Genomic DNA, 20,888 nt, shown 5'->3' with positions numbered 1-20,888 from the left:
GGTGCCGCGGGTACGGGCTTGGGTGCAGAAATCTCGCTCATGCCTTGACCTCCACCCGCACGCGCGGATCCAGTACTTTATACAAAACGTCGACAATCAGGTTCAGCGTCACGAACAGGCATACGATCACCATCATGTACGCCACGATCACCGGACGATCCAGCGCATTGATGCTGTCGAGGATCAATTTACCGGCGCCGGGCCAGGCAAAGATGCTTTCCGTCACGACGGCGAAGGCAATCGTCGAGCCGAACTCCAGACCGAGAATCGTCACCAGCGGAATCAGCGTATTGCGCAGCACGTACATCAGTACCACGCGCAGCGGCGCCAGACCTTTGGCGCGCGCAAACTTGACGAAATCCATCGGCAGCACTTCACGCACATTGGCGCGCGTGAGGCGAATCACCAGCGAAATCTTGAACAGCGATAAGTTCAGCGCCGGCAGGATGAGATGGCGCAGACCATCAGCTGTCAGCCACGACCACTGAATGCCGAACAAGCCCGCGGTCTGGCCGCGTCCGCCTGAGGGCAACCAGCCCAGCGACACGCTGAAGGCCATAATCAGCATCAGGCCGATCCAGAATGTCGGCAGCGAAAAGCCGAGGATGCTGCCGGTCATGATCATGCGCGAGAAGACGTTTTCCGGAAACAGTCCGGCCAGCAGACCCAGCGGAATACCGACCAGCACCGCCAGGATCAGCGCAGCGAAGGCCAGCTCCAGCGTAGCCGGCAGGCGCTGGAAGATCAGTTTGATGGCCGGCTCGTTGTAGACGAAGCTGTTGCCCAGATTGCCATGCAGCGCGCCATTGAGGAAGGCCAGATACTGCCGCCAGATCGGCTGATCCAGGCCGAGTTCCTTGATGATGCGCAAGCGGTCGACCTGGTCGACATCCTGACCGATCAGGATGTCGACCGGATTGCCGATCATGTGCAGGCCGAAGAAGACGATGACCGTCATCAACAGCAGCACCGCAAGCGCCTGCAAGACGCTGCGCAGAATCGCCCCGCTCATCGGCTGGCTCCCCGGCGTTCCTGTTCGGTTGGCTCGGAAGGCGTCCACTCATCGCCGATCAGTTCGGGCTCGGCATAGGCCTGAATATTCTTGTAATGCGTATCGACGTCTTCGCCATAGAGCAAGGACGCAATACCCTGCGCCAGCCGTTGTGCACCATCGCTGATCGCAGGAATGTCGCCCGACAGCGTGCCATGAGTCAATGCCGCCGGATAGCAGAAGCAATGTACGCGTTCCAGGCCGGGCAAGCCGCCCGGATGCTTTTGCTGGAATTCGAATGCCGGCCCGAGATCGGGCGAATCGGACAACTCCATGTCTTCGTCACCGACTGGCGGCATGTAGCGCGAACGCCAGTTGCGGATGTGCGGCGCGATAGCCGCGAACTCCGGACGCACGGTCCAGTCGATGCGAAAGCCCGTTGAGAAAATCAGAAAATCGATCTCGAACAGGCCGCGCGGCGTGGTGATGCGCAGACTGTCGCCGACCACCTCGACCTTGTCGATGGACGCACCGAACAGGAAGCGCGCGTTGGCAAACTTCGACACGCGCTGTACGCTGCCGCTCGGCGGCGGCGTCTGTTGCACGTTGATGTAATGGCGGATGCGCCATTTCCATTCATCCGGCAGATTGACGTGGCCGTTGGTGAGGCCCGGGCTGCCGGCACCCTTACCCTTGTTGATGCGCGGCAGTTCCTTGCGGCGGATCAGCAGATCGACGCGTTCTGCGCCGGACTCCAGCGCAGTTGCAGCGCTGTCCATGGACGAAGCGCCGGCGCCGATCACGCCCACGCGCTTACCCGCCAGTTTGCTGTAATCCATGTCGTCGGAAGAGTGCGCCCACAGCGCGCGCGGCAGGCTCTCAGCCAAAGGCGGCAGATACGCGCCGCCAAGACCGTCGCGACCGGTCGCCAGCACCACGCGGCGCGCCAGCACCGCCGACTTGCCCGCCGGTGCGTCGATATGCAGTTCCACGACGCCGTCAGCGCGCGGCAGGATGGCATCAATGCGATGATCGTTGCGGATGTCCAGCGCCATGACCTTGCGGTACCAGCGCAGATAATCCATCCATTGCAGACGCGGGATTTTATCCAGCGCATCCCAGGCTTCGAGTCCGAACTGCGCTTCAAACCAGGCGCGGAAAGTCAGCGCGGCAAAGCCCAGCGCGGGCCCGGTCAGCTTCTTGGGCGAGCGCAGAGTTTCCATGCGCGCCGTCGTCGCCCACGGACCTTCAAAACCTGCCGGCGACTGATCGTAAATGACTGCGTTGATACCCAGATGCAGCAGCGACACCGCAGCCGCCATGCCGGCCTGGCCGCCGCCGATGACAGCAACATCCAGCACCTGCCGACCGTCCACGGACTTGGGCGGCACCCAGGATTTGGCCGGCAGTTCCAGCCAGGCCAGGTCTTGCTGCAAACGCGCTTCCAGCGCAGCCAGACCAATCGCTCCGGTGCCGGCAGCTGCGTTTGTGGCGTTTCCGGCCTGTGTAGTTTCACTCACGATGAGCGCCCCTTCCCTGTCGGCTGAATATAAAAAATCATGTACATGCCTGCTGCTTCATTCTGTTGTTCTGTCAATGTTCTTGCATCGCGGGAAGCAAGCCATCCCGCATCCGTTACAGCAAATCGTCGTGGTCGCTCGCATCGCGTTTGACGAAGCCATGCAGGATGTCTCTTGCTGCCGTTTCAATCGCGCCGATCAGTGCCTGGGTGATGCCGTCGACCGGCTTGCCGAATGGCGTAACCACACCGAAATAAAAAGGAATGTTCTCCGCCAGCGGACGCACCGCCAGGCCTTCAATCGGCATGCCCAGCGCGGTGATCGGCTCCACCAGCGCTACGCCGAGACCCGCGTGTGCGGCCATGATGGCGTTAAAAGAAGTATTGGTTTCGATCGCCACGTTCAGCGGCTTGTCGTGCCCGAGCGCCATGTCGATGCGCTGGCGCAGGCGATAGCGGTTTGACATCGTGATCACGCGTTCATGGCGCAAGGCGTCGACTGTCACTACATCCGCTTTGGCCAGCGGGCTGTCGGCGCGCAGCACTGCTACGCAGGGAGCCTGGCCGATCCAGTGCAGATCAAGGCCGCGATGCGCCACCGGCAAACTGGTCAGGCCGAGGCTGACGGTACGGTGCAGTACCGAGTGCACGACCTGTTCCGCCGAAGCGCTGCGCAGATGAATATGTTCCGGCAAGCCGTGTTTTTCGATCAGTTTGAGCGCTGCCGGCGCGATGGTCGATGCCAGCGCCGGGGTCGCCACCAAGTGAATCGGCTGCAGCTCTTCGCGGCCGATTTCCAGCGCGCGTTCGCGGATGGTGCGCAAGCCGACCAGCGAGCGCTCGACTTCTTCATACAAGAGGAAAGCCTTGTCGGTCGGCGTCACCCGCGGGCCGTTGCGGTCGAACAAGGGATAGCCGAGCTCACTCTCCAGATCCTGAATCGCCTTGCTGACGGCCGGCTGCGAGCGGCCAAGGCTGCGCCCGGCTCCGGTCACGCTGCCTATTGTCATCACCGCCGAAAACGCTTCCAGTTGATTCAGGTCCATATTATTATGGTTTATATGATTTTCGGATTATAGACATATGTTCATTCCATTTAAGTATAATCATTTTGCATAAGTTAATACGAAAAAACTGCATAAACCGGGATGAGCACCTTCAGCCGCTTGTTTGCGCGTCCGGTCCCCAGATTGAGGACTGGTGCGGCGACTTTTCACAAATGCATCAAAAAATGCATATTGAAATTAATTTATATTCGTTTTTCTTCTATTGATTTCATCGTAACGTAAGCACTTCTCTATTACGGATTCATTGCCATGAATGCTTCCTCCGCCTGTGATTCCTCCGCCAGCTCCGTCGTCGACAAGGCTGCGCTGCAATTTCCCATCTATCTGGACTATTCGGCAACGACACCGGTCGACCCGGCGGTTGCAGTCAAGATGTGCGCCTATCTGACGGAAAAGTTCGGCAATCCGGCCAGCAGCTCTCATTCATTCGGCTGGGAAGCCAAGGCGGCGGTGGAAAAGGCGCGCAAGCAGGTTGCCTCCCTGGTCGGCGCGAAGGCGGCAGAAATCGTGTGGACGTCCGGCGCGACCGAATCCAACAACCTGGCGCTCAAAGGCGCAGCGCATGTCCTGCGCGAAGCGGGCCGCGGCAAGCATCTGATTACAGTCGCCACCGAACATAAAGCCGTACTCGACACCATGCACACGCTGGAGCGCGCCGGCTTCAACGTGACCTTCCTGCAACCGCAGCCCAACGGCCTGATCACGGTCGAGCAATTCAAGGCGGCGTTGCGCCCCGACACCATCCTGGCGTCGGTCATGATGGTCAACAATGAAATCGGTGTGATCCAGCCGATCGCGGAACTGGGCGAGATTTGCGCCGAACGCGGCATTGTCTTCCATGTCGACGCCGTGCAAGCCGCCGGCAAAATCACCATCGATCTGCAGACGCTGAAAGTCGACATGATGTCGTTCAGTGCGCACAAGATCTACGGCCCCAAAGGCATCGGCGCCCTGTTCGTCCGCCACAATCCCGAACTGAAACTGGAAGCCCAGATCGACGGCGGCGGACACGAGAACGGCATGCGCTCCGGCACGCTGGCAACGCATCAGATCGTCGGCATGGGCGAAGCCTTCGCCCTGGCGGCGCAACTGCAGGAAGAAGAAAGCGCGCGCATCCGCGTCCTGCGCGACCGCTTGTGGAACGGCCTGCGCGTGCTGCCGGGGGTAGTCATGAACGGCTGCGAGCAGGCGCGCATTCCGCACAACCTGAATGTGAGTTTCGATCTGGGTGGAGATGTATCGGTGGCGGGACAACTGCTGGATATCGCCGTGTCGGCCGGTTCGGCCTGTAATTCGGCCAACGCGGCGCCGTCCTATGTGCTGTCTGCAATCGGCCGCCCGGCTGCGCTGGCGCGCAGCGCAATTCGTTTTTCACTGGGACGCTATACAACAGAAGCGGAAATCGACTACACCATCGAGACCTTGCGCCAACTGCTGCAACACCAGACTGCCGCCGCACATTAAGCGCCAGGAGATTACCGCTTAGTCAATATAACGATGCGAGCCATTGCGGCTCGCATTGTCTATACCCTCACCTGCAACGATATCGGTTTGCCTTACTGAGGAGCCACGCCGGCGCTTGTTGCAGCGGCTTCTTCGCTTTGGCGTTTGCTCACGGCGGCGAAATGCTCCGCGTACTCGGCGCGACGCGCCTGATCCGACTCGATCAGCATCTGATAGCGCGTCTCCGATACCCGCTGCTGCAACACGGCAGAATAACGCTCGCGCTGGAGCCATTCGATAATGATGGATGCCAGCATGACGATTGCGCCGTAGACCACGATCAGAAAGACATCTTTGCTTCCCAGACCATCCATCATGAAATACGGTTTGCGGAAGAAGAACAGCGCCGTCGGAATACTGATGACCAGCAAAATGAGCGACTGCACATAGCCGAACAGATAACTCATAACGATGCAATTGAGCGCGAATAAAAACATCGACATCGATTCATCGACGAACGGGCTCAGGACATAACGCAACCCGAACGCAACCAGAAAGCCGAACATGCACACCAGCGTGGGATTGAGATTGACGGCCTTCCAGCGCTTCGCATTTCGCAATTTGATGAAGTTCACAAGAAGCTCCCTGTTCATCATGGTCATGATGCGGATACCGTTCTGCGGTCTTTCAGCGGCGAGTTGTGCAAGAGATACTTGAGCGAAATATCATTGCTGTGCATTTCTATATTGCGCTTGATGAACTGCACGGCCTCGTTGGTCACGATCTCGCGCTCGTTGTCGACGGTGATGATATGGTAGCAATCACCCAGCCAGACAACCTTGCGGACTTCCGACTTAACGTTTTCCAGGATCATTTCGGCGTTGCGCGGCGCAGCGGTTTCATCGTCGATGGAATGAATCACCAGCGTGCTGGCGCGCACCAGCGGCAAGGATTGGCGCACATAAGCCATCAGTTTTTGCGCAGCCCACAGATGGCGCGCGGGAATTGCCGCGGCGCCGACCGCCGCCACGCCGTCTTTTTTCAGGGCATTGGCTACACGGCGACGCATTTCGAAGTTCTTGATGCCGTAAGGATCGCTTTCCTTGTACGTCCAGTTGCGATAGCCGAGCATGTACGGCAGGTTCATCCAGCGGTGATACCAGGGAATCGACCAGCCGTCATATTTCAACACCGGCGACAACAGCACCACGCTCAGGATTTCCCGGCTGAAAGTCGCCACCGCCAGCGCCAGCGTGGCGCCCATGCTCAGGCCGCACAGTGAGACGGTCTTGTGATCTTCCTTGAGCTTGACGATCTTGCTTTCGACCATGGCGCACCAGTCCATCCAGTTGGGTGTGATGGTGTGATCGGTCAGTGCTGCGGAATAATTGGGAATCTGCATCTCGACAACGGTGCAGTTGGCCTTCTTCAGGGCCTTGGGGATGGTGCCCAGTTCAAGGCTCGAGCCGCACAGCCCATGCAACAAAATGACGGCATGATCCCGCTGCCGCTCTTGATGCCTTTCCTGTAAATGTTCGGTACGTGCGCTCTGGTCCATGCGATACAGAATTACGATGATGTCGAATAGTCAGCATTGTAGACCTCTATTGACATTTCTTCACAGGGATTTGCGAAAGGTTCTCAATAACGACACGGAACGTTCACTTCGCCGGAAGAATGATCGTCGCAATGAGGCCGCCCTGGGGATGATTGCGTAACAACAGTTCACCGCCGTGCGCCTGCACGATATTGCGCGCAATCCCTAGCCCCAGCCCCATGCCGCCACTGTTCAGGTTGCGTCCGTGTTCCAGCCTCAGATAAGGTTGAAACAGGCTTCCCATGGCGTCCTCCGGCACGCCGGGACCGTGGTCGCGGAGCTCGATCTCGACCATGTCGCCGTCAACGCCTTGCGACTGCCGGATCGCGATCTCCACCTTCTGGCCATAAAACAGCGCATTGTCGAACAGGTTGCCGATGGCGCGTTTCAAGGCCAGCGGCTTGGCCATGACGTTGATGCCGGACGGCTCGAACGCCACTTCATGCCCCGCCATGCTGGCATCGCGGATCATCCGGGCCACCAGCGCATCGAGCCGGACCTCGGTGCGATTTTCGTGGATGTCGCTGTCTTTGACGGATTGCAATGCGCCCTTCACCATCATGTCCAGTTCGTCAAGGTCGTCATGGAATTCGGTACGCATGTCGTCGTCGTCGAGCAATTCCGTGCGCAGCTTGAGGCGCGTGATCGGCGTGCGCAAGTCATGCGAAATCGAGACGAACAGGCGCTCGCGGTCTTCCAGGTAACGCTTGATGCGCTCGCGCATGCCGCTGAAGGCGCGCGCGGTCTTGACGAATTCGCGGCTGCCGGTCTCCGGCAACTCCGGCACGGTCTCCCCTTTGCCGAAAGCTTCGGCCGCATCCGACAGCGCCGCCAATGGACGTGTGGTCCAGCGCACCACCAGAATGGTCAGCAGCAAAATCGCCGCCAGCGACAAGCCTTGCAAGACCACGCGGTCCAGCGACAAGGGATTGCTGCTGTCGAGGAAATACGGATTAGGCATCAGCGCCGCCAGATACAACCATTTTCCGGATTCGATCTGCGTCTGAATCACCAGCACCGGCGCCGGGTTCGGCTTGATCAGCAAGATATGCTGCACCCAGCTGTCCGGCAGGTCGCCGATTTTCAGGCCGTCGTCGGATACCGGCAGGTTGTCCGGCCAGGCGAAGGCCAGACGGAATTCCGGCAAGAACGGCAAATCGGATTTCAAGGCTTCCTCAGCTGACTCGACGGCAATATCCGCCAATGAATTTCGGGCAATCGGCTGAATCGGCACCAGCGCGGTATTGGCGTTGACGAAGAAACGCGTGCCGCCCATTTCACGCAGCTGCTGGATCATGATCGGACGGTAGTTCGACGGCAGGCTCATGAAATAGCGGATCGCACCCGAGGCGCTATGTGCCAGATGCTGCGCGGAGATGCGCGCTTCCGCCTCTGATTTGGTGCGCAGCTGCGCCGCCCAGATCAGCCCGCCGGCCAATTGCGTCACCAGCACGCCGAAGATCATCACCACCGACAACCGGCCCAACAGGGAATTCGGCAGCAGCCAGTCCAGTACCTGCGCCACCGCAGGAAAATACTGCCGGCGCAAGGCTTTGTGCGGCACAGGCGACGGCGACACCGGAGATGGAATGCCGGACATGGTCAGACCGACGCCGCCGTCACATCGGCCGAGAAGACATAACCTGCGCCACGCACCGTCTTGATCAGGTGCGGCTGCTTGCCGCCGTCATTCAGGCGCAGGCGCAGCTTGCTGATCTGCACGTCAAGCGAACGGTCCAGCGGGCCGGAATCGCGGCCGCGGGTTTCTTCGCTGAGGACATTGCGGTCCAGCACATCGCCGGGATGTTCGACGAAATATTTCAGCAACTGATAGTCCATGCCCGTGAGCGCCACCACCTGCCCGGCGCTGTCGAGCAAGGTGCGCTCAACGGTGTCGAGCGTAAACCCGACGAAGCGGTAGAAACGCGGGGCCGCCGCGTTGTCGATGCCGGTGCGGCGATGGATGGCCTTGATGCGCGCCAGCAGTTCGCGGGGGCTGTAGGGCTTGGCGATGTAGTCGTCGGCGCCCAGTTCGAGGCCGACCACCCGGTCGGTTTCGTCCGAGCTGGCGGTCAGCATGATGATCGGCACGTTCGACTTGCGCCGTACGATCTTGCACAAGGCAAAACCGTCGGTGTCCGGCAGCATGACGTCGAGGATTACCAGCGACAGCTCGTCGGCGTAGCGCTGAAACTCCGCCAGAAAGGCTTCGCCGTTGTGCGCCAGGCGCACTTCATACTGGTTCTTCTCCAGATAGGTTTTCAGGAGAGTCCGGGTTTTCTGGTCGTCGTCGACGATGAGGATTTTGCGGGTCATTGTTGCTCGTTTGCTTAAATCTATTCCACTTTGCCTGTCCTTGACAGCGCCCGTGCGATGGCGGCCAGCTTGCGCTGCACCTCGGCTTCAGGAATCTGGTCGTCGATAAAGAATCGCCGCAGCTCGGCGACGATGGCGTCCTTGGTGGTTTCGTCGGTCGCCATCCGGTGTACCAGGCTCGGCGCCTGAAACGCAGCGCCCTTGCTGAACGTACGCCATGAATTGAGCGAGCAGCTGTCCATCTTGCTGGTGTCCGGCGCGCGCCAGACAGGGATCGCGCCCTTGAATTTATTGTAGTCGGATTGCACCGCCGGCGACATCGCAATTTGCGCCAGCACTTCCTGCGCAGGCTGATGGGAGTAGTCGTCCGCGAACATCGCCAGCGTGTCGATGCTATATAAATGATAATCGGCCGTCCCCGGCACGGCAGCACAACCGAACTGCTGATCGGCGCTCAGCCCCCAGGCATTGAAATCCCCTTTGGCCCAGTCGCCCATGATGAACATGCCGGCTTCGCCATCGGCCAGCTGATGCGCTATTTCCGTCCAGGGTCGCTCACGCACCGGCAATTGCATCACCTGCTTGAGGTTGCGCAAACGCTTGAGCGCATGCAGCAAGCGCGCATCGGCGAAAGCGCGCGGACTAAGGTCGACAAATAATTCGCGGTAATACGCCGGTCCGCTTTCAGCCAGCACCAGCGTCTCGAACAAGGTCGCCACCTGCCAGGATTCGCTGCTCTGCGCCAATGGCGTGATGCCGGCCTGCTTCAGCCTGGCGGCAATCTGTTCGAACTCGTCCCAGCTGCGCGGCGGACGCAATCCCAGCCGGTTGAAAACGGCGATGTTGTAGTACAGATTATTGATGCGGTGAATGCCCAGCGGCGCGGCAACCACATGGCCGTGATTGTTCAGCAACGACCATGCCGTCGGGAACAGCAGTTTTTGCCAGTTGCCTTGCGTCGCTACGGTGTCGAGTTCCAGCAGCAGCCCGAGGTCGGCCCATTCGCCGAAGATAACGCCATTCAGTTGGGTCACTTCCGGCGCATGCCCGGCCAGCACCATGCTCTTCAACACCTTGCCCGCACCGATGCCGGCGCCGCCTGGGATGGCGAAGTCGCGCCACTGGATATTCTGTTCGGCCAGCTTGTTGATCAGCACACCGACTGCCTTGCGTTCACCAGCGGATGTCCACCAGTGCAGCACTTGCAGCGAGGGACCGGTATTGCTGGCAGCAGATGCAGCAGGCGTGGCGGGCAATGCAGCCGGTATCGGTGGCGCAGCAAAAGCCGGCGACAGCAATGCAAGCGCCAGGACGCATGCCACGCCCGCGACGCCTGCCGCGCGCAGCTTTGCCTCTCCCAACATGAGCCTTGTCATTTTTATCATTGTGTTTTCTTGCGTCTCCAGAGCGCGTGTGACTATAGCCCAAGTCACCGTCACCACGCGATAAGAACATTAATTGAATTCTCGTTTTGTAAAGAAATGTAATGTTTTATTTAGTTTCCTGTTTACCCGACTTCCTTCCTTACAAAGCCGGATGCCGCCACGCCATTGGCGCGATCCGGAAACACCTCCGATGCTCTGTAAATATATGTAATCCGACATCGTTGCAGTTTTTATCATTCACCAATTAAATCAATTACTTACCAAGTATTTCACGCTGTAATTCGAAAGCTCGCATCACATTTTCTCCGGTGCTACTGTCGCGGCGCTGGCTCTGCAATTGCGGATTTTTTTCGGAAGCTCAGAGCGGCTTTCCCCCTCATCAATGCAAGAAAACCAACAGGAGACCTTTGATGCAAACCGTAAAAAAAGCCCTCGCTCTCGCCACCCTCAGCAGCGCCGTGCTGCTCGCACTGGCAGGCGCTAATGCGCAGGCCGGCACGCTGACGATTGAAAGCTGGCGCGTCGACGATCTGGCGCTGTGGGAAAACGTCCTGATCCCGGCCTTCCAGAAAAAGAACCCGGGAATCACCGTCAAATTCTCGCCGACTGCACCGACCGAATACGACTCCAGCCTGACCGCGCGTCTGGCCGGCGGCACTGCGGGCGACCTGGTTGCCTGCCGCCCGTTCGACGTTTCGCTGTCGCTCTATAACAAGGGCCATCTGGAAAAACTGGACGGCAAGCCCGGCATGGAATCCTTCCCGGCATCGTCCAAGGTCGCATGGCAGACCGATGACGGCAAAGACACTTTCTGTATGCCGATCGCTTCCGTGATGCACGGTTTCCTGTACAACCAGAAGATCTTCAAGGAGATGAACCTGCAGCCGCCGAAGACCGAAGCCGAATTCCTGAAGCTGCTGGAAACCGTCAAGGCCGGCGGCAAATACACCCCGCTGGTGCTCGGCACCGCCGATCAATGGGAAGCGCACCAGGTGCTGTTCACCGGTGTCGGCCCCAACTACTGGAAGGGCGAAACCGGCCGCAAGGCGCTGATCGCCGGCAAGGCCAAGTTCACCGATCCGCAATTCCTGGCGGCCTGGGAATATGAAGCCAAGCTCGGCAAGTATCTTTCCAAGGGCGCATCGGCACAAACCTACGGCGACAGCCAGAACATGTTCGCACTCGGCCAGGGCGCCGTGTATGCCGCCGGTTCATGGGACATCGCCTACTTCAACGCCAATGCCAACGCCAAGCTGGAACTGGGCGTGTTCCCGCCGCCAGTACCTAAGGCCGGCGATGCATGCTACATCTCCGACCACAACGACATCGGCATGGGCGTGAACAAGAAATCCAAGAACAAGGAAGACGCCTACAAGTTTCTGGCCTGGCTGGGCTCGCAGGAATTTGCCGACATCTACACCAACAAGGTCACCGGCTTCTTCTCGCTGTCGAACCACCTGATCTCGGTCAAGGATCCGATCGCCAAGCAGATGATCGACTGGCGCAAGTCCTGCTCGTCGACCATCCGCGTCAACTCGCAGATCCTGAACCGCGGCACGCCAAGCATGGAAAACGAAATGTGGAACGTCAATGCACAGGTGCTGAACGGCAAGATGACGCCGAAGGACGCGGCCACCAAGATCCAGACCGGTTTTGCGAAGTGGTACAAGCCGCAGCAATAATAAAAAACGGTAGCACAGTGTAGCGATACCGGCGCAGCCAAGCCTGCGCCGGCATTTCTACGCCGTACTGCCGCCGTCTCAGCTCTTTCAGGTCTTCACTTTTGGAGTCATAGTGAAAACAGCTCGTCCCTGGCACATCGTCGTCTTCCTGGCGCCGGCGGTCATCATTTATTCCCTGTTCAGCGCCCTGCCTTTGCTGGACACGCTGCGCCTTGGTTTCTACACCGCCAACGACGCCGGCGTGCACAGCTTCGTCGGCCTCGACAACTATCGCACCATCCTGTTCGACGCCGACTGGTCGACAGCGTTCTGGAACGCGATGTGGAACAACGTCAAGTTCTTCTGCATCCACATGCTGCTGCAAAATCCCATCGGCCTGCTGCTGGCGACCTTGTTCAGTCTCAAGGGACTGCGTGGTGCGCGCACTTACCGCACGCTGATTTTTCTGCCGACCTTGTTATCGGTGGTGATCATCGGCTTCATCTGGCAGTTGATCATTTCTCCGCTGTGGGGCGTCGGTGAAAAACTGATGACGCTGGTCGGCCTCGGCGACTACTTCGCACCCTTTCTGGGTCAGGAATCGACTGCGCTGTTCACGCTCTCGCTGATCTCGGTATGGCAATACATCGGCATCCCGATGATGCTGATCTACGCAGCGCTGCTGGCCGTGCCGGAAGAAGTTCTGGAAGCCGCCCATGCCGAAGGCGCCAGCGCCATGCGCATCTTCTGGCAAATCAAGCTGCCGCTGATCTGGCCGACGCTGGGGCTGGTCACCATCCTGACCTTCGTCGCCAACTTCAATGCCTTCGATCTGATCTATTCGGTCAAGGGTGCACTGGCCGGTCCGAACTATTCCAGCGATTTGCTGGGTACTTTCTTCTACCGCACCTTCTTCGGCTACCAGGCCCAGATCGGCAGCCCGACCATGGGCGCGGCCGTGGCGACGCTGATGTTCCTGGTGATTCTGGCCGGCGTCGGTACCTATTTTTATCTGGTGCAGCGCAAGCTGACCCGTTATGAGCTTTAAGGAATCGCGATGAATTCTGTTTCTTCCTCCATCGCCCCGGAAACCGACAACGTAAACGGCGCAGACAACAAAGCCGGCAAGGTCACGACCAAAGGCGGCCCTTCGCTGATCCAGCGCAGCTTCGGCCCGGCCGGCCACATCTGGGTGCATATCGTGCTATGCCTGTATGCCGTGGTTGCACTGTTTCCGATTGCGCTGATCCTGATCAACTCGGTCAAGTCGCGCCAGGCGATCTTCGATAACCCGCTGGCCTTCCCCAGTGTAGAAACCTTCTCGCTGATCGGTTTCCACAAGGTGCTGACCAACACCAACTTCCTGCTGTACTTCGGCAACAGCCTGCTGGTCACACTCGGTTCGCTGGTGCTGATCGTGCTGTTCGGCGCCATGGCCGGGTGGGCGCTGTCGGAATACAAATTCCGCGGCAACCGACTGCTGACGCTGTTCATGGCGATCGGCATCATGATCCCGATCCGGCTCGGCACAGTCTCCATCCTGCAACTCGTGGTGGCGCTGGATCTGATCAATACCCGTACGGCGCTGATCCTGGTCTATACCGCGCAAGGTTTGCCGCTGGCGGTAATGATTCTGTCCGAATTCATCCGCCAGATTCCAACCGAGCTGAAGGATGCCGCACGCTGCGACGGCGTCGGCGAATTCAGGATTTTCTTCCAGGTGATCCTGCCGCTGATCCGCCCCGCCATCGCCACCGTGGCGGTGTTCACGATGATCCCGGCGTGGAACGACTTGTGGTTTCCGCTGATCCTCGCGCCCGGGGACCAGACCAAGACCGTGACGCTCGGCGTGCAGCAGTTCATCGGCCAGTACGCCACCGACTGGAATTCGGTGCTGGCGGCGCTGTCGATGGCGGTCATCCCGATCCTGATCTTGTACACGCTGTTCTCGCGCCAGTTGATTCGCGGCCTGACCGCCGGCGCGGTGAAATAACCGCAGTGAAGCAATCCCTTCAAGGTAAACAATCATGGCAAACGTAAGCATCAAAGAACTGAAAAAATCCTACGACGGCAAACAGAACGTGCTGGCCGGTCTGAACCTCGACATCCGCGACGGCGAATTCTGCGTGCTGGTCGGCCCGTCCGGTTGCGGCAAGTCGACCTTGCTACGCATGCTCTGCGGCCTCGAAGAGATCAGCGGCGGTGAACTGGCCATTGGCGGCGAAGTCGTCAATCACCTGCCCCCGGCCAAGCGCGGCATTGCGATGGTGTTCCAGAGCTATGCGCTCTATCCGCATATGAACGTGTACAAGAACATGGCCTTCGGCCTCAAGATCGCCGGCAGCAACAAGGCCGACATCGACGAACGCATCCGCCACGCCGCCGGCATCCTCAAGATCGATCACCTGCTGGAACGCCTGCCACGCGAACTCTCCGGCGGCCAGCGCCAGCGCGTCGCTATCGGCCGCGCCATCGTGCGCAAGCCGAAGCTGTTCCTCTTCGACGAACCGCTGTCCAATCTCGACGCCGCCCTGCGCGTACAGACCCGTCTGGAAATCGCCAAGCTGCACAAGCAACTGGCGGCCACTATCGTTTACGTCACGCACGATCAGGTTGAAGCGATGACGCTGGGCGACAAGATCGTGGTCATGCACGACGGCCACATCCAGCAGGCCGGCACGCCACTGGAGCTGTACCAGCATCCGCAGAATCTGTTCGTAGCCGGCTTCATCGGCTCGCCCAAGATGAATCTGCTGCCCGGCGTGGTATCCGCCGTGGGCGAAGACTGCCTGCACGTGGGCATCGTCGGCGGCCAGCAAGTCCGCGTCGATGTCGTACCGGGTACCGCGAAAGTCGGCGACAAGGTCACGCTGGGACTGCGCGCAGAACACGTCCACGAGGACGCATCCGGTTCGGAACACTTCAGCGGCAAGGTCAATCTGGTGGAACACCTGGGCGAGGCCAACTTCATCTACGTCACGCTTTCCAGCGGCCAGGACATCGTGGTCCGAGGCGATGGCAATCGCAATGTAGAGATCGGCGAAGCCATTGAACTATCGGCCAGCAGCCATGTCTTCCACGTCTTCGACAACGATGGAAAAGCCCTGCGCCGTCTGAAACCGGGCAACCTCTTGTCGTCGCGTCAGCAAGTGCAGCACTGATAGGGACATCGACAATTCACTCGAAAATATTTGAGATAACGGAGCAGCGAATGGAGCAGGCGTACGACTATCTGATCGGCGTAGACGGCGGCGGCACCAAGACACTGGTGCGCGTGGTCCACGCCGACGGCAGCCTGCTGGGTGAAGCCGTCGGCGCCGGCTCGGCATTGCGCAATGGCGCTGCGGCAGCCTGGGACGCGATCCTGACGACGCTGCAAAGAGCCTTCGCAAATGCGGGCGTTGCCATGCCGCCGTTGAGCAAACTTGCTGCCGGCATGGGCGTCGCCGGATTCAATGTAGCCCAATGGGCCACGGCATTCCGCGAGAAAGCCCCGGCGTTCGGCGCGCTGCAACTTGCCAGCGACGCTACCACAACCTTGCTCGGCGCCCATCAGGGCAAGACCGGCGCCATTATCGCGGTCGGCACCGGCACCATCGGTGTGGCGCTCTATGCCGATGGCAGCGAACGCGTAGTCGACGGCTGGGGCTTTCCTTCCGGCGACGATGCCAGCGGCGCATGGATGGGCTTGCGCGCCATCAATCACGTCCAGCACGTCGTCGACGGCCGTGCGCCGCATGGCGCGCTGTCGGCAGCAACGGTAGCGTTTTGCGAAACTGACGGCGCGGCCAACACGCCCGGACGCGCTGAACGCGACATAGTACTCGACTGGCTCTCGCAAGCCGATCAGGCCGCCTTCGCGCGATTGGCGCGCCTGGTGATTGCTCACGCAGAAGACGATCCCGCAGCACGCAGCATTCTGATCCAGGCTGCGGCAGAGCTTGAGCTGATGGCCGACACGCTCGATCCTGGCAAGCAATTGCCGCTAGCCCTGTGCGGCGGTCTGGCGGGAGCCCTTCAGAATTATTTTTCACCGGCGCTGCAACAGCGCATCACGCCGGCCTTGGCGGATTCCGCCGATGGCGCTTTGCTGCTGGTGCGCAAGAGCCTGATACTTTCTTAACGGAGAAAACCCATGTCCTCCATCACCCAGGTCCGCGGCAACGTGCTCACGCCGCACGGCTGGATCAACGGCGCCATCAACTTCGGCGAACTGATCTGCAATATCGATGGCCATCCGCTCGATCATGAACCGGTTGACGGCTCGCCTCATGCCAACGACGGCGACTATATTCTGCCCGGCTTCATTGATCTGCACGTGCATGGCGGCGGCGGCAAAGACATCATGGAAGGCGGCGACGCCGTCGATGTCATCGCCCGCCTGCATGCGCGGCACGGCACCACCAGCCTGCTCGCCACCACGATGACCGCACCCCTGGAAGAACTGGAAATCGCGCTCAAGGCCATCGGCAGCGCCAGCCGCAAGCGCGAACCAGGCAGCGGCCGCGCATGCGTCCTCGGCGTGCACCTGGAAGGCCCCTACATCAACCCCGGAAAGCTCGGCGCGCAACCCGACTTCGCCGTCGAAGCGACGCTGGAGCAAGTCGACTGGCTGGCCAGCTTCGCCCCGATCAAACTGATCACCATCGCCCCCGAAGTCGACGGCCATCTGGAACTGGTGCGCACGCTGACCACCGGCGGCATGCTGGTGCAGATCGGCCATACGCTCGGCACCTACGACGACGGCGTCGCCGCGCTCAAGAACGGCGCCGCCGGCTTCACCCATCTGTTCAACGCCATGAGCGGCTTTCATCACCGCGAACCCGGCATGGCCGGCGCGGCGTTGGCGCATGCCGAATACGCCGAGCTGATTCCCGACATGCTGCACGTACACCCGGGCGCCATCCGCGCAGCCTTGCGCGCCATCCCGCGCCTGTATTGCGTGACCGACTCCACCGCCGCCGCCGGTATGCCCGACGGCGACTACACGCTGGGCCGCCAGGTGGTGCACAAATGTGCAGGCGGCGTGCGCCTTGCCGACGGTACGCTGGCCGGCAGCACACTGACCATGGACCAAGCGCTGCGCAACCTGATCGCCATGGGTCTCGACGTCTCCGAAGCCTCGCTGCGTACCTCGACCTATCCCGCCGACTACCTCGGCGTCAAGGAACGCGGCCGCCTCAAGCCCGGCTGCTTTGCCGACATTCTGGTGTTCGATCGCCAGTTCAAATTAAAAGAAGTCTATGTAGAAGGAGAAAAGATTGACCTCGCTCATGCTTAAGGAGGCGCGCTCGGCCGGCACCCATGTGGCCGACCAGCTCGCGCAAGACCAGGGCCGCTATGCCGAACTGGGCCGTTGGTTGCGCACCGCACCGCCAGCGGGCATCGTTACCGTGGCGCGCGGCAGTTCCGACCATGCCGCCAGCTATTGCGCTTACCTCACGATGGCACGCCTTGGCCACATCGTTGCCTCGCTGCCGATGTCGCTGGTGACGCTCAACAAGGCGCCGCTGATTGCCCGCGACCGGCTGGCGATCGCCATCTCGCAATCGGGCCAGAGCCCCGACGTGATCGAACCGATCTGCTACTTCCGCGATGGCGGCGCCACGACGCTGGCGCTGGTCAACGACGCCGAGTCGCCGCTGGCCAAGGCCGCCGAATGGTCCATCCCGCTGCGCGCCGGTCCTGAACTCAGCGTCGCCGCGACCAAGAGCTTCATCGCCAGCCTGGTTGCCGGCGCCCTGTTCGCCGGCCACTGGCAAAACGACGCCGGCTTCCTGCACGCACTGGAAAGCCTGCCGGATTCGCTGCAACACGCCGCGGACAGCGACTGGTCCAAAGCCATCGACGTCCTGGCACCGGCCGGTAACATCATGGTTGTCGGACGCGGTATCGGCTTCCCGCTGGCGCTGGAAGCCGCATTGAAATTCAAGGAGACCTCCGCCATCCAGGCCGAAGCGTTCAGCGGTGCAGAGATCAAGCACGGCCCGATGGCGTTGATCAATGAAGGCTATCCACTGCTGATGTTCGCCACCCGCGGCCCGACCCAGGCCGGCATGCTGCAGCTGGCCGCCGAAATGCGCCAGCGCGGCGCCAAGGTCTTGCTGGCGGCGCCGGAAGATATTGCCGAACGCGACCTGACCTTGCCGACAGCCGTCACGCCGGACCTTGATCCTATCGTCGCAATCCAGGCTTTCTACGTCATGGCTGCACAACTGGCGGTCGCGCGCGGCATGGATCCGGACAAGCCGCGTCATCTGAGCAAGGTGACCAGGACCAGCTAAGCCAGCTATCCCGGCTGAGACTTTCAGATAACAACAAGCTTCCCTGTGGTGATTCGGCCGCTGAACCTGCAAAGGTTTTGCGGCTTATTTTTTTGTCCTTGCGCTTCTGCCCGCAACGCACCGGACTTCGCTGCTCTGCAGAGCATATGCTGACAAAATACTGACAAACAAAAATTTTCGGCAAATGGTTTCACAGCCCTAAAACAGACTAAATTACTCCCAACCTCCGGCTGCATTTATTCACCATCAGGAAACAAACTCGCCTGAGGACGCGATGGCGAATTGTTCTGCACGCAATATCAAGACGTTCTCCGTCCGTAAAAATAAACAAATCATGAAAGCTGTTCGAAAGCTACGGTGACGGCGCTTGGGATAGACTGCGGTCCGCTGACGCTCAATAACAAAAAATCCGCGTCGCACGTATTGTTCAGAAAACACATAACCTGATCACCTCGGGTAGAGAGAGACAAATCATGACATCTCAAACATCTGCATCGTCCTCGAAGTTCGTCACTGTGTTGCGCGTCACCAGTGGCAATTTCATGGAAATGTTCGACTTTTTCCTCTTCGGCTTCTACGCCAGCTATATCTCAAAGGCCTTTTTCCCGGCCGGCGACGAATTTGCCTCGCTGATGCTGACCTTCATGACCTTCGGCGCAGGCTTCCTGATGCGTCCGCTGGGTGCGATCATCCTCGGCGCTTACGTCGACCGCGTCGGCCGTCGCCAGGGTCTGATCGTGACACTGGCGCTGATGGCGGTCGGCACCATGCTGATCGCCTTCGTTCCCGGCTATGCATCCATCGGTTTGCTCGCGCCGGCGCTGGTCCTGATCGGCCGCTTGCTGCAAGGCTTCTCGGCAGGCGTTGAGCTGGGCGGCGTGTCGGTTTACCTGGCCGAAATGGCAACACCGGGCCGCAAGGGTTTCTATGTGAGCTGGCAGTCCGCCAGCCAGCAAGTCGCCATCATCGTTGCCGCCGCTATCGGCTATGGCCTGAACATGTGGCTGACCAAGGATCAGGTCGGCGACTGGGGCTGGCGCGTGCCGTTCTTCATCGGCTGCCTGATCGTGCCGGTGCTGTTCGTCATCCGCCGTTCACTGCAAGAGACGGAAGAATTCATGGCCCGCAAGCGCAAGCCTAGCCTGGGTGAAATCTTCCGATCGATGCTGGAAAACTGGAAGCTGGTCATCGCCGGCATGATGCTGGTGTCGATGACGACCGTCTCGTTCTACCTGATCACCGTCTACACCCCGACCTTCGGCAAGAACGTGCTCAAGCTGAGCACCGAAAGCGCGCTGATCGTGACCTTCTGTGTCGGTATTTCCAACTTCATCTGGCTGCCGGTGATGGGCGCATTGTCCGATCGTATCGGTCGCCGTCCTTTGCTGTTGATCTTTACCGTGCTGACGATCCTGACCGCGTATCCGGCCATGACCTGGCTGGTCGGCGATGCCACCTTCGGCAAGATGCTGGTCGTAGAATTGTGGCTGTCCTTCCTCTACGCCAGCTATAACGGCGCGATGGTCGTAGCGCTGACGGAAGTGATGCCGGTCGATGTGCGTACCGCCGGTTTCTCGCTGGCTTACAGTCTGGCGACCGCGATCTTCGGCGGCTTCACACCGGCGATCGCCACCGGCCTGATCGAACTGACGCACGACAAGGCGGCGCCTGGCCTGTGGATGAGCTTCGCCGCCGTCTGCGGCCTGATCGCCACCCTGATCCTGTATCGCAAGAAAGCAGTGCCGGTTGCAGTCACCGCCTGATTGAAATACAGATAAGAAAGCGGGAAGAGGCTTAGGCCCTTCCCGCTTTTTTTACGTCTGCTGTTTTTATCCGAGCTCCGGCTTCGTGGCATCAGCCAAGGCCCGGACGAAATCGGGATCCCGGGCACGCGGTTCTTTCGCACGCCGCGCGGCGGCGTTTACTTCCGAAGTAATCCGCCACAGCTCCAGATGACGATAGTAGGTCGACCCGCTGTCCACCGGCCTTGCACTGACAACGGCGTCGACGGGACGAACGGGTGTTACCGGATTGCGTGCCATGCCAGCTCTCCTTCAAAAATTACTGACGTCAGACGACGTCAGGTTGTTTCATACCACGGCGGTTTTGCCTTTCTTGCGCAAATACAGAATCTGGATACTCAGCCCGACAATCAGCATAACGACAAGACTCCCCTGAAATCCAAGCAGCAGCGGCGATTTCAAATCAGTCACAAACGGCTGGCCGTCCGGTACCCGGCGCAGGGTTTCGGTGACGGTTGGCACCATCAGCAAAAACGCCGTCAACGTCAGGAAGACGGTCTCCACGTAAGTGGCCGCACTCCCCGTCTTCAACAACCTCCCCACGCCATAACCGGCGAGAAGAAAGAACAAAGTCGCCACAGCGATGCCGTAGCTGGCCGGCTGATGGGCCACGGCAAAAACGCTGACAGCACCGATCAGCATCGACACGAAATAGATGCTGCCGACGGTCGAGCGAGGCACGATCCGTCCATAGCGCACAAACATATACACAGCTGCCGGAATCGCCGGCAAGCTGCCTAGCGTATGAATCCAACCGAGGGGAGAAATTCCAAACATGGGGCTATCCTTTTATCAAAAAAACGAAATATTCAAAGAAGCATCG

General features: G+C 59.7%; 19 protein-coding genes. 9 read left to right on the top strand and 10 right to left on the bottom strand.

The features are described from left to right. Positions 1-37: 37 nt before the first annotated feature. The 3 genes from AC1RN6_RS13065 to AC1RN6_RS13055 all read right to left on the bottom strand — a co-directional run bounded on the left by AC1RN6_RS13065 (position 38) and on the right by AC1RN6_RS13055 (position 3,556). A complete protein-coding gene (locus AC1RN6_RS13065) occupies positions 38-1,012 on the bottom strand; it encodes an ABC transporter permease (RefSeq protein ID WP_493005843.1) in 975 nt (324 codons plus the stop codon). Next, positions 1,009-2,511, bottom strand: a complete 1,503-nt coding sequence (locus AC1RN6_RS13060) for an NAD(P)-binding domain-containing protein (RefSeq protein ID WP_493005841.1) — start codon at positions 2,509-2,511, stop codon at positions 1,009-1,011. The genes AC1RN6_RS13065 and AC1RN6_RS13060 overlap by 4 nt, the downstream gene beginning before the upstream one ends. A gap of 115 nt (positions 2,512-2,626) precedes the next feature. Continuing rightward, a complete protein-coding gene (locus AC1RN6_RS13055; RefSeq protein ID WP_493005840.1) occupies positions 2,627-3,556 on the bottom strand; it encodes a LysR family transcriptional regulator in 930 nt (309 codons plus the stop codon). Positions 3,557-3,826: 270 nt separating this feature from the next. Between AC1RN6_RS13055 and AC1RN6_RS13050 the strand changes: the two genes are divergently transcribed. Further along, positions 3,827-5,041 carry an IscS subfamily cysteine desulfurase gene (locus tag AC1RN6_RS13050; protein ID WP_493005838.1) on the top strand — a complete coding sequence of 405 codons (1,215 nt, stop codon included), beginning with the start codon at positions 3,827-3,829 and terminating at the stop codon, positions 5,039-5,041. 92 nt (positions 5,042-5,133) lie between these two features. Here the strand turns inward: AC1RN6_RS13050 and AC1RN6_RS13045 are convergent, their stop codons facing one another. The 5 genes from AC1RN6_RS13045 to AC1RN6_RS13025 all read right to left on the bottom strand — a co-directional run bounded on the left by AC1RN6_RS13045 (position 5,134) and on the right by AC1RN6_RS13025 (position 10,297). Then, positions 5,134-5,682 (bottom strand): DUF4118 domain-containing protein, encoded by a 549-nt coding sequence (locus tag AC1RN6_RS13045; protein ID WP_493005837.1) that lies wholly within the window; start codon positions 5,680-5,682, stop codon positions 5,134-5,136. Then, a complete protein-coding gene (locus AC1RN6_RS13040; protein ID WP_493005835.1) occupies positions 5,679-6,578 on the bottom strand; it encodes an alpha/beta hydrolase in 900 nt (299 codons plus the stop codon). The genes AC1RN6_RS13045 and AC1RN6_RS13040 overlap by 4 nt, the downstream gene beginning before the upstream one ends. A gap of 103 nt (positions 6,579-6,681) precedes the next feature. Beyond that, entirely contained in the window at positions 6,682-8,217 is a 1,536-nt protein-coding gene (locus AC1RN6_RS13035) for an ATP-binding protein (RefSeq protein ID WP_493005833.1), read from the bottom strand. A 2-nt stretch (positions 8,218-8,219) separates the two neighbouring features. Then, positions 8,220-8,933 carry a response regulator gene (locus AC1RN6_RS13030; protein WP_007883659.1) on the bottom strand — a complete coding sequence of 238 codons (714 nt, stop codon included), beginning with the start codon at positions 8,931-8,933 and terminating at the stop codon, positions 8,220-8,222. A 20-nt stretch (positions 8,934-8,953) separates the two neighbouring features. Beyond that, positions 8,954-10,297: an ABC transporter substrate-binding protein gene (locus tag AC1RN6_RS13025; RefSeq protein WP_493005831.1), complete on the bottom strand. Its 1,344-nt coding sequence runs from the start codon at positions 10,295-10,297 to the stop codon at positions 8,954-8,956. 431 nt (positions 10,298-10,728) lie between these two features. Here AC1RN6_RS13025 and AC1RN6_RS13020 point away from each other — a divergent pair, with 431 nt between their 5' ends. The 8 genes from AC1RN6_RS13020 to AC1RN6_RS12985 all read left to right on the top strand — a co-directional run bounded on the left by AC1RN6_RS13020 (position 10,729) and on the right by AC1RN6_RS12985 (position 20,026). Then, entirely contained in the window at positions 10,729-12,000 is a 1,272-nt protein-coding gene (locus tag AC1RN6_RS13020) for an ABC transporter substrate-binding protein (RefSeq protein ID WP_493005829.1), read from the top strand. A gap of 112 nt (positions 12,001-12,112) precedes the next feature. Beyond that, a complete protein-coding gene (locus tag AC1RN6_RS13015; RefSeq protein ID WP_493005828.1) occupies positions 12,113-13,027 on the top strand; it encodes a carbohydrate ABC transporter permease in 915 nt (304 codons plus the stop codon). Between the two features lie 9 nt (positions 13,028-13,036). Then, positions 13,037-13,972 carry a carbohydrate ABC transporter permease gene (locus AC1RN6_RS13010; protein WP_493005826.1) on the top strand — a complete coding sequence of 312 codons (936 nt, stop codon included), beginning with the start codon at positions 13,037-13,039 and terminating at the stop codon, positions 13,970-13,972. A 34-nt stretch (positions 13,973-14,006) separates the two neighbouring features. Continuing rightward, positions 14,007-15,140: an ABC transporter ATP-binding protein gene (locus tag AC1RN6_RS13005; protein WP_493005825.1), complete on the top strand. Its 1,134-nt coding sequence runs from the start codon at positions 14,007-14,009 to the stop codon at positions 15,138-15,140. 50 nt (positions 15,141-15,190) lie between these two features. Continuing rightward, positions 15,191-16,102 (top strand): glucosamine kinase nucleotide-binding domain-containing protein, encoded by a 912-nt coding sequence (locus AC1RN6_RS13000; protein ID WP_493005823.1) that lies wholly within the window; start codon positions 15,191-15,193, stop codon positions 16,100-16,102. 12 nt (positions 16,103-16,114) lie between these two features. Next, entirely contained in the window at positions 16,115-17,260 is a 1,146-nt protein-coding gene (nagA, locus tag AC1RN6_RS12995; protein WP_493005822.1) for an N-acetylglucosamine-6-phosphate deacetylase, read from the top strand. Further along, positions 17,253-18,263, top strand: a complete 1,011-nt coding sequence (locus tag AC1RN6_RS12990; RefSeq protein WP_493005902.1) for an SIS domain-containing protein — start codon at positions 17,253-17,255, stop codon at positions 18,261-18,263. The genes nagA and AC1RN6_RS12990 overlap by 8 nt, the downstream gene beginning before the upstream one ends. Before the next feature lie 473 nt (positions 18,264-18,736). Continuing rightward, positions 18,737-20,026 carry an MFS transporter gene (locus AC1RN6_RS12985; RefSeq protein ID WP_493005821.1) on the top strand — a complete coding sequence of 430 codons (1,290 nt, stop codon included), beginning with the start codon at positions 18,737-18,739 and terminating at the stop codon, positions 20,024-20,026. A gap of 66 nt (positions 20,027-20,092) precedes the next feature. On the opposite strand, the gene AC1RN6_RS12980 is transcribed toward AC1RN6_RS12985, so the two are convergent. Both AC1RN6_RS12980 and AC1RN6_RS12975 read right to left on the bottom strand, forming a co-directional pair. After that, entirely contained in the window at positions 20,093-20,305 is a 213-nt protein-coding gene (locus tag AC1RN6_RS12980; protein WP_493005820.1) for a hypothetical protein, read from the bottom strand. Between the two features lie 48 nt (positions 20,306-20,353). Continuing rightward, positions 20,354-20,842, bottom strand: coding sequence for a hypothetical protein (locus AC1RN6_RS12975; RefSeq protein ID WP_493005818.1), 489 nt, complete (start codon positions 20,840-20,842; stop codon positions 20,354-20,356). Between the last annotated feature and the right edge of the window lie 46 nt (positions 20,843-20,888).

The organism is Herbaspirillum sp. GW822-FHT03A08 (assembly GCF_058801885.1).
This window is presented reverse-complemented; position numbering and strand designations above follow the sequence as displayed.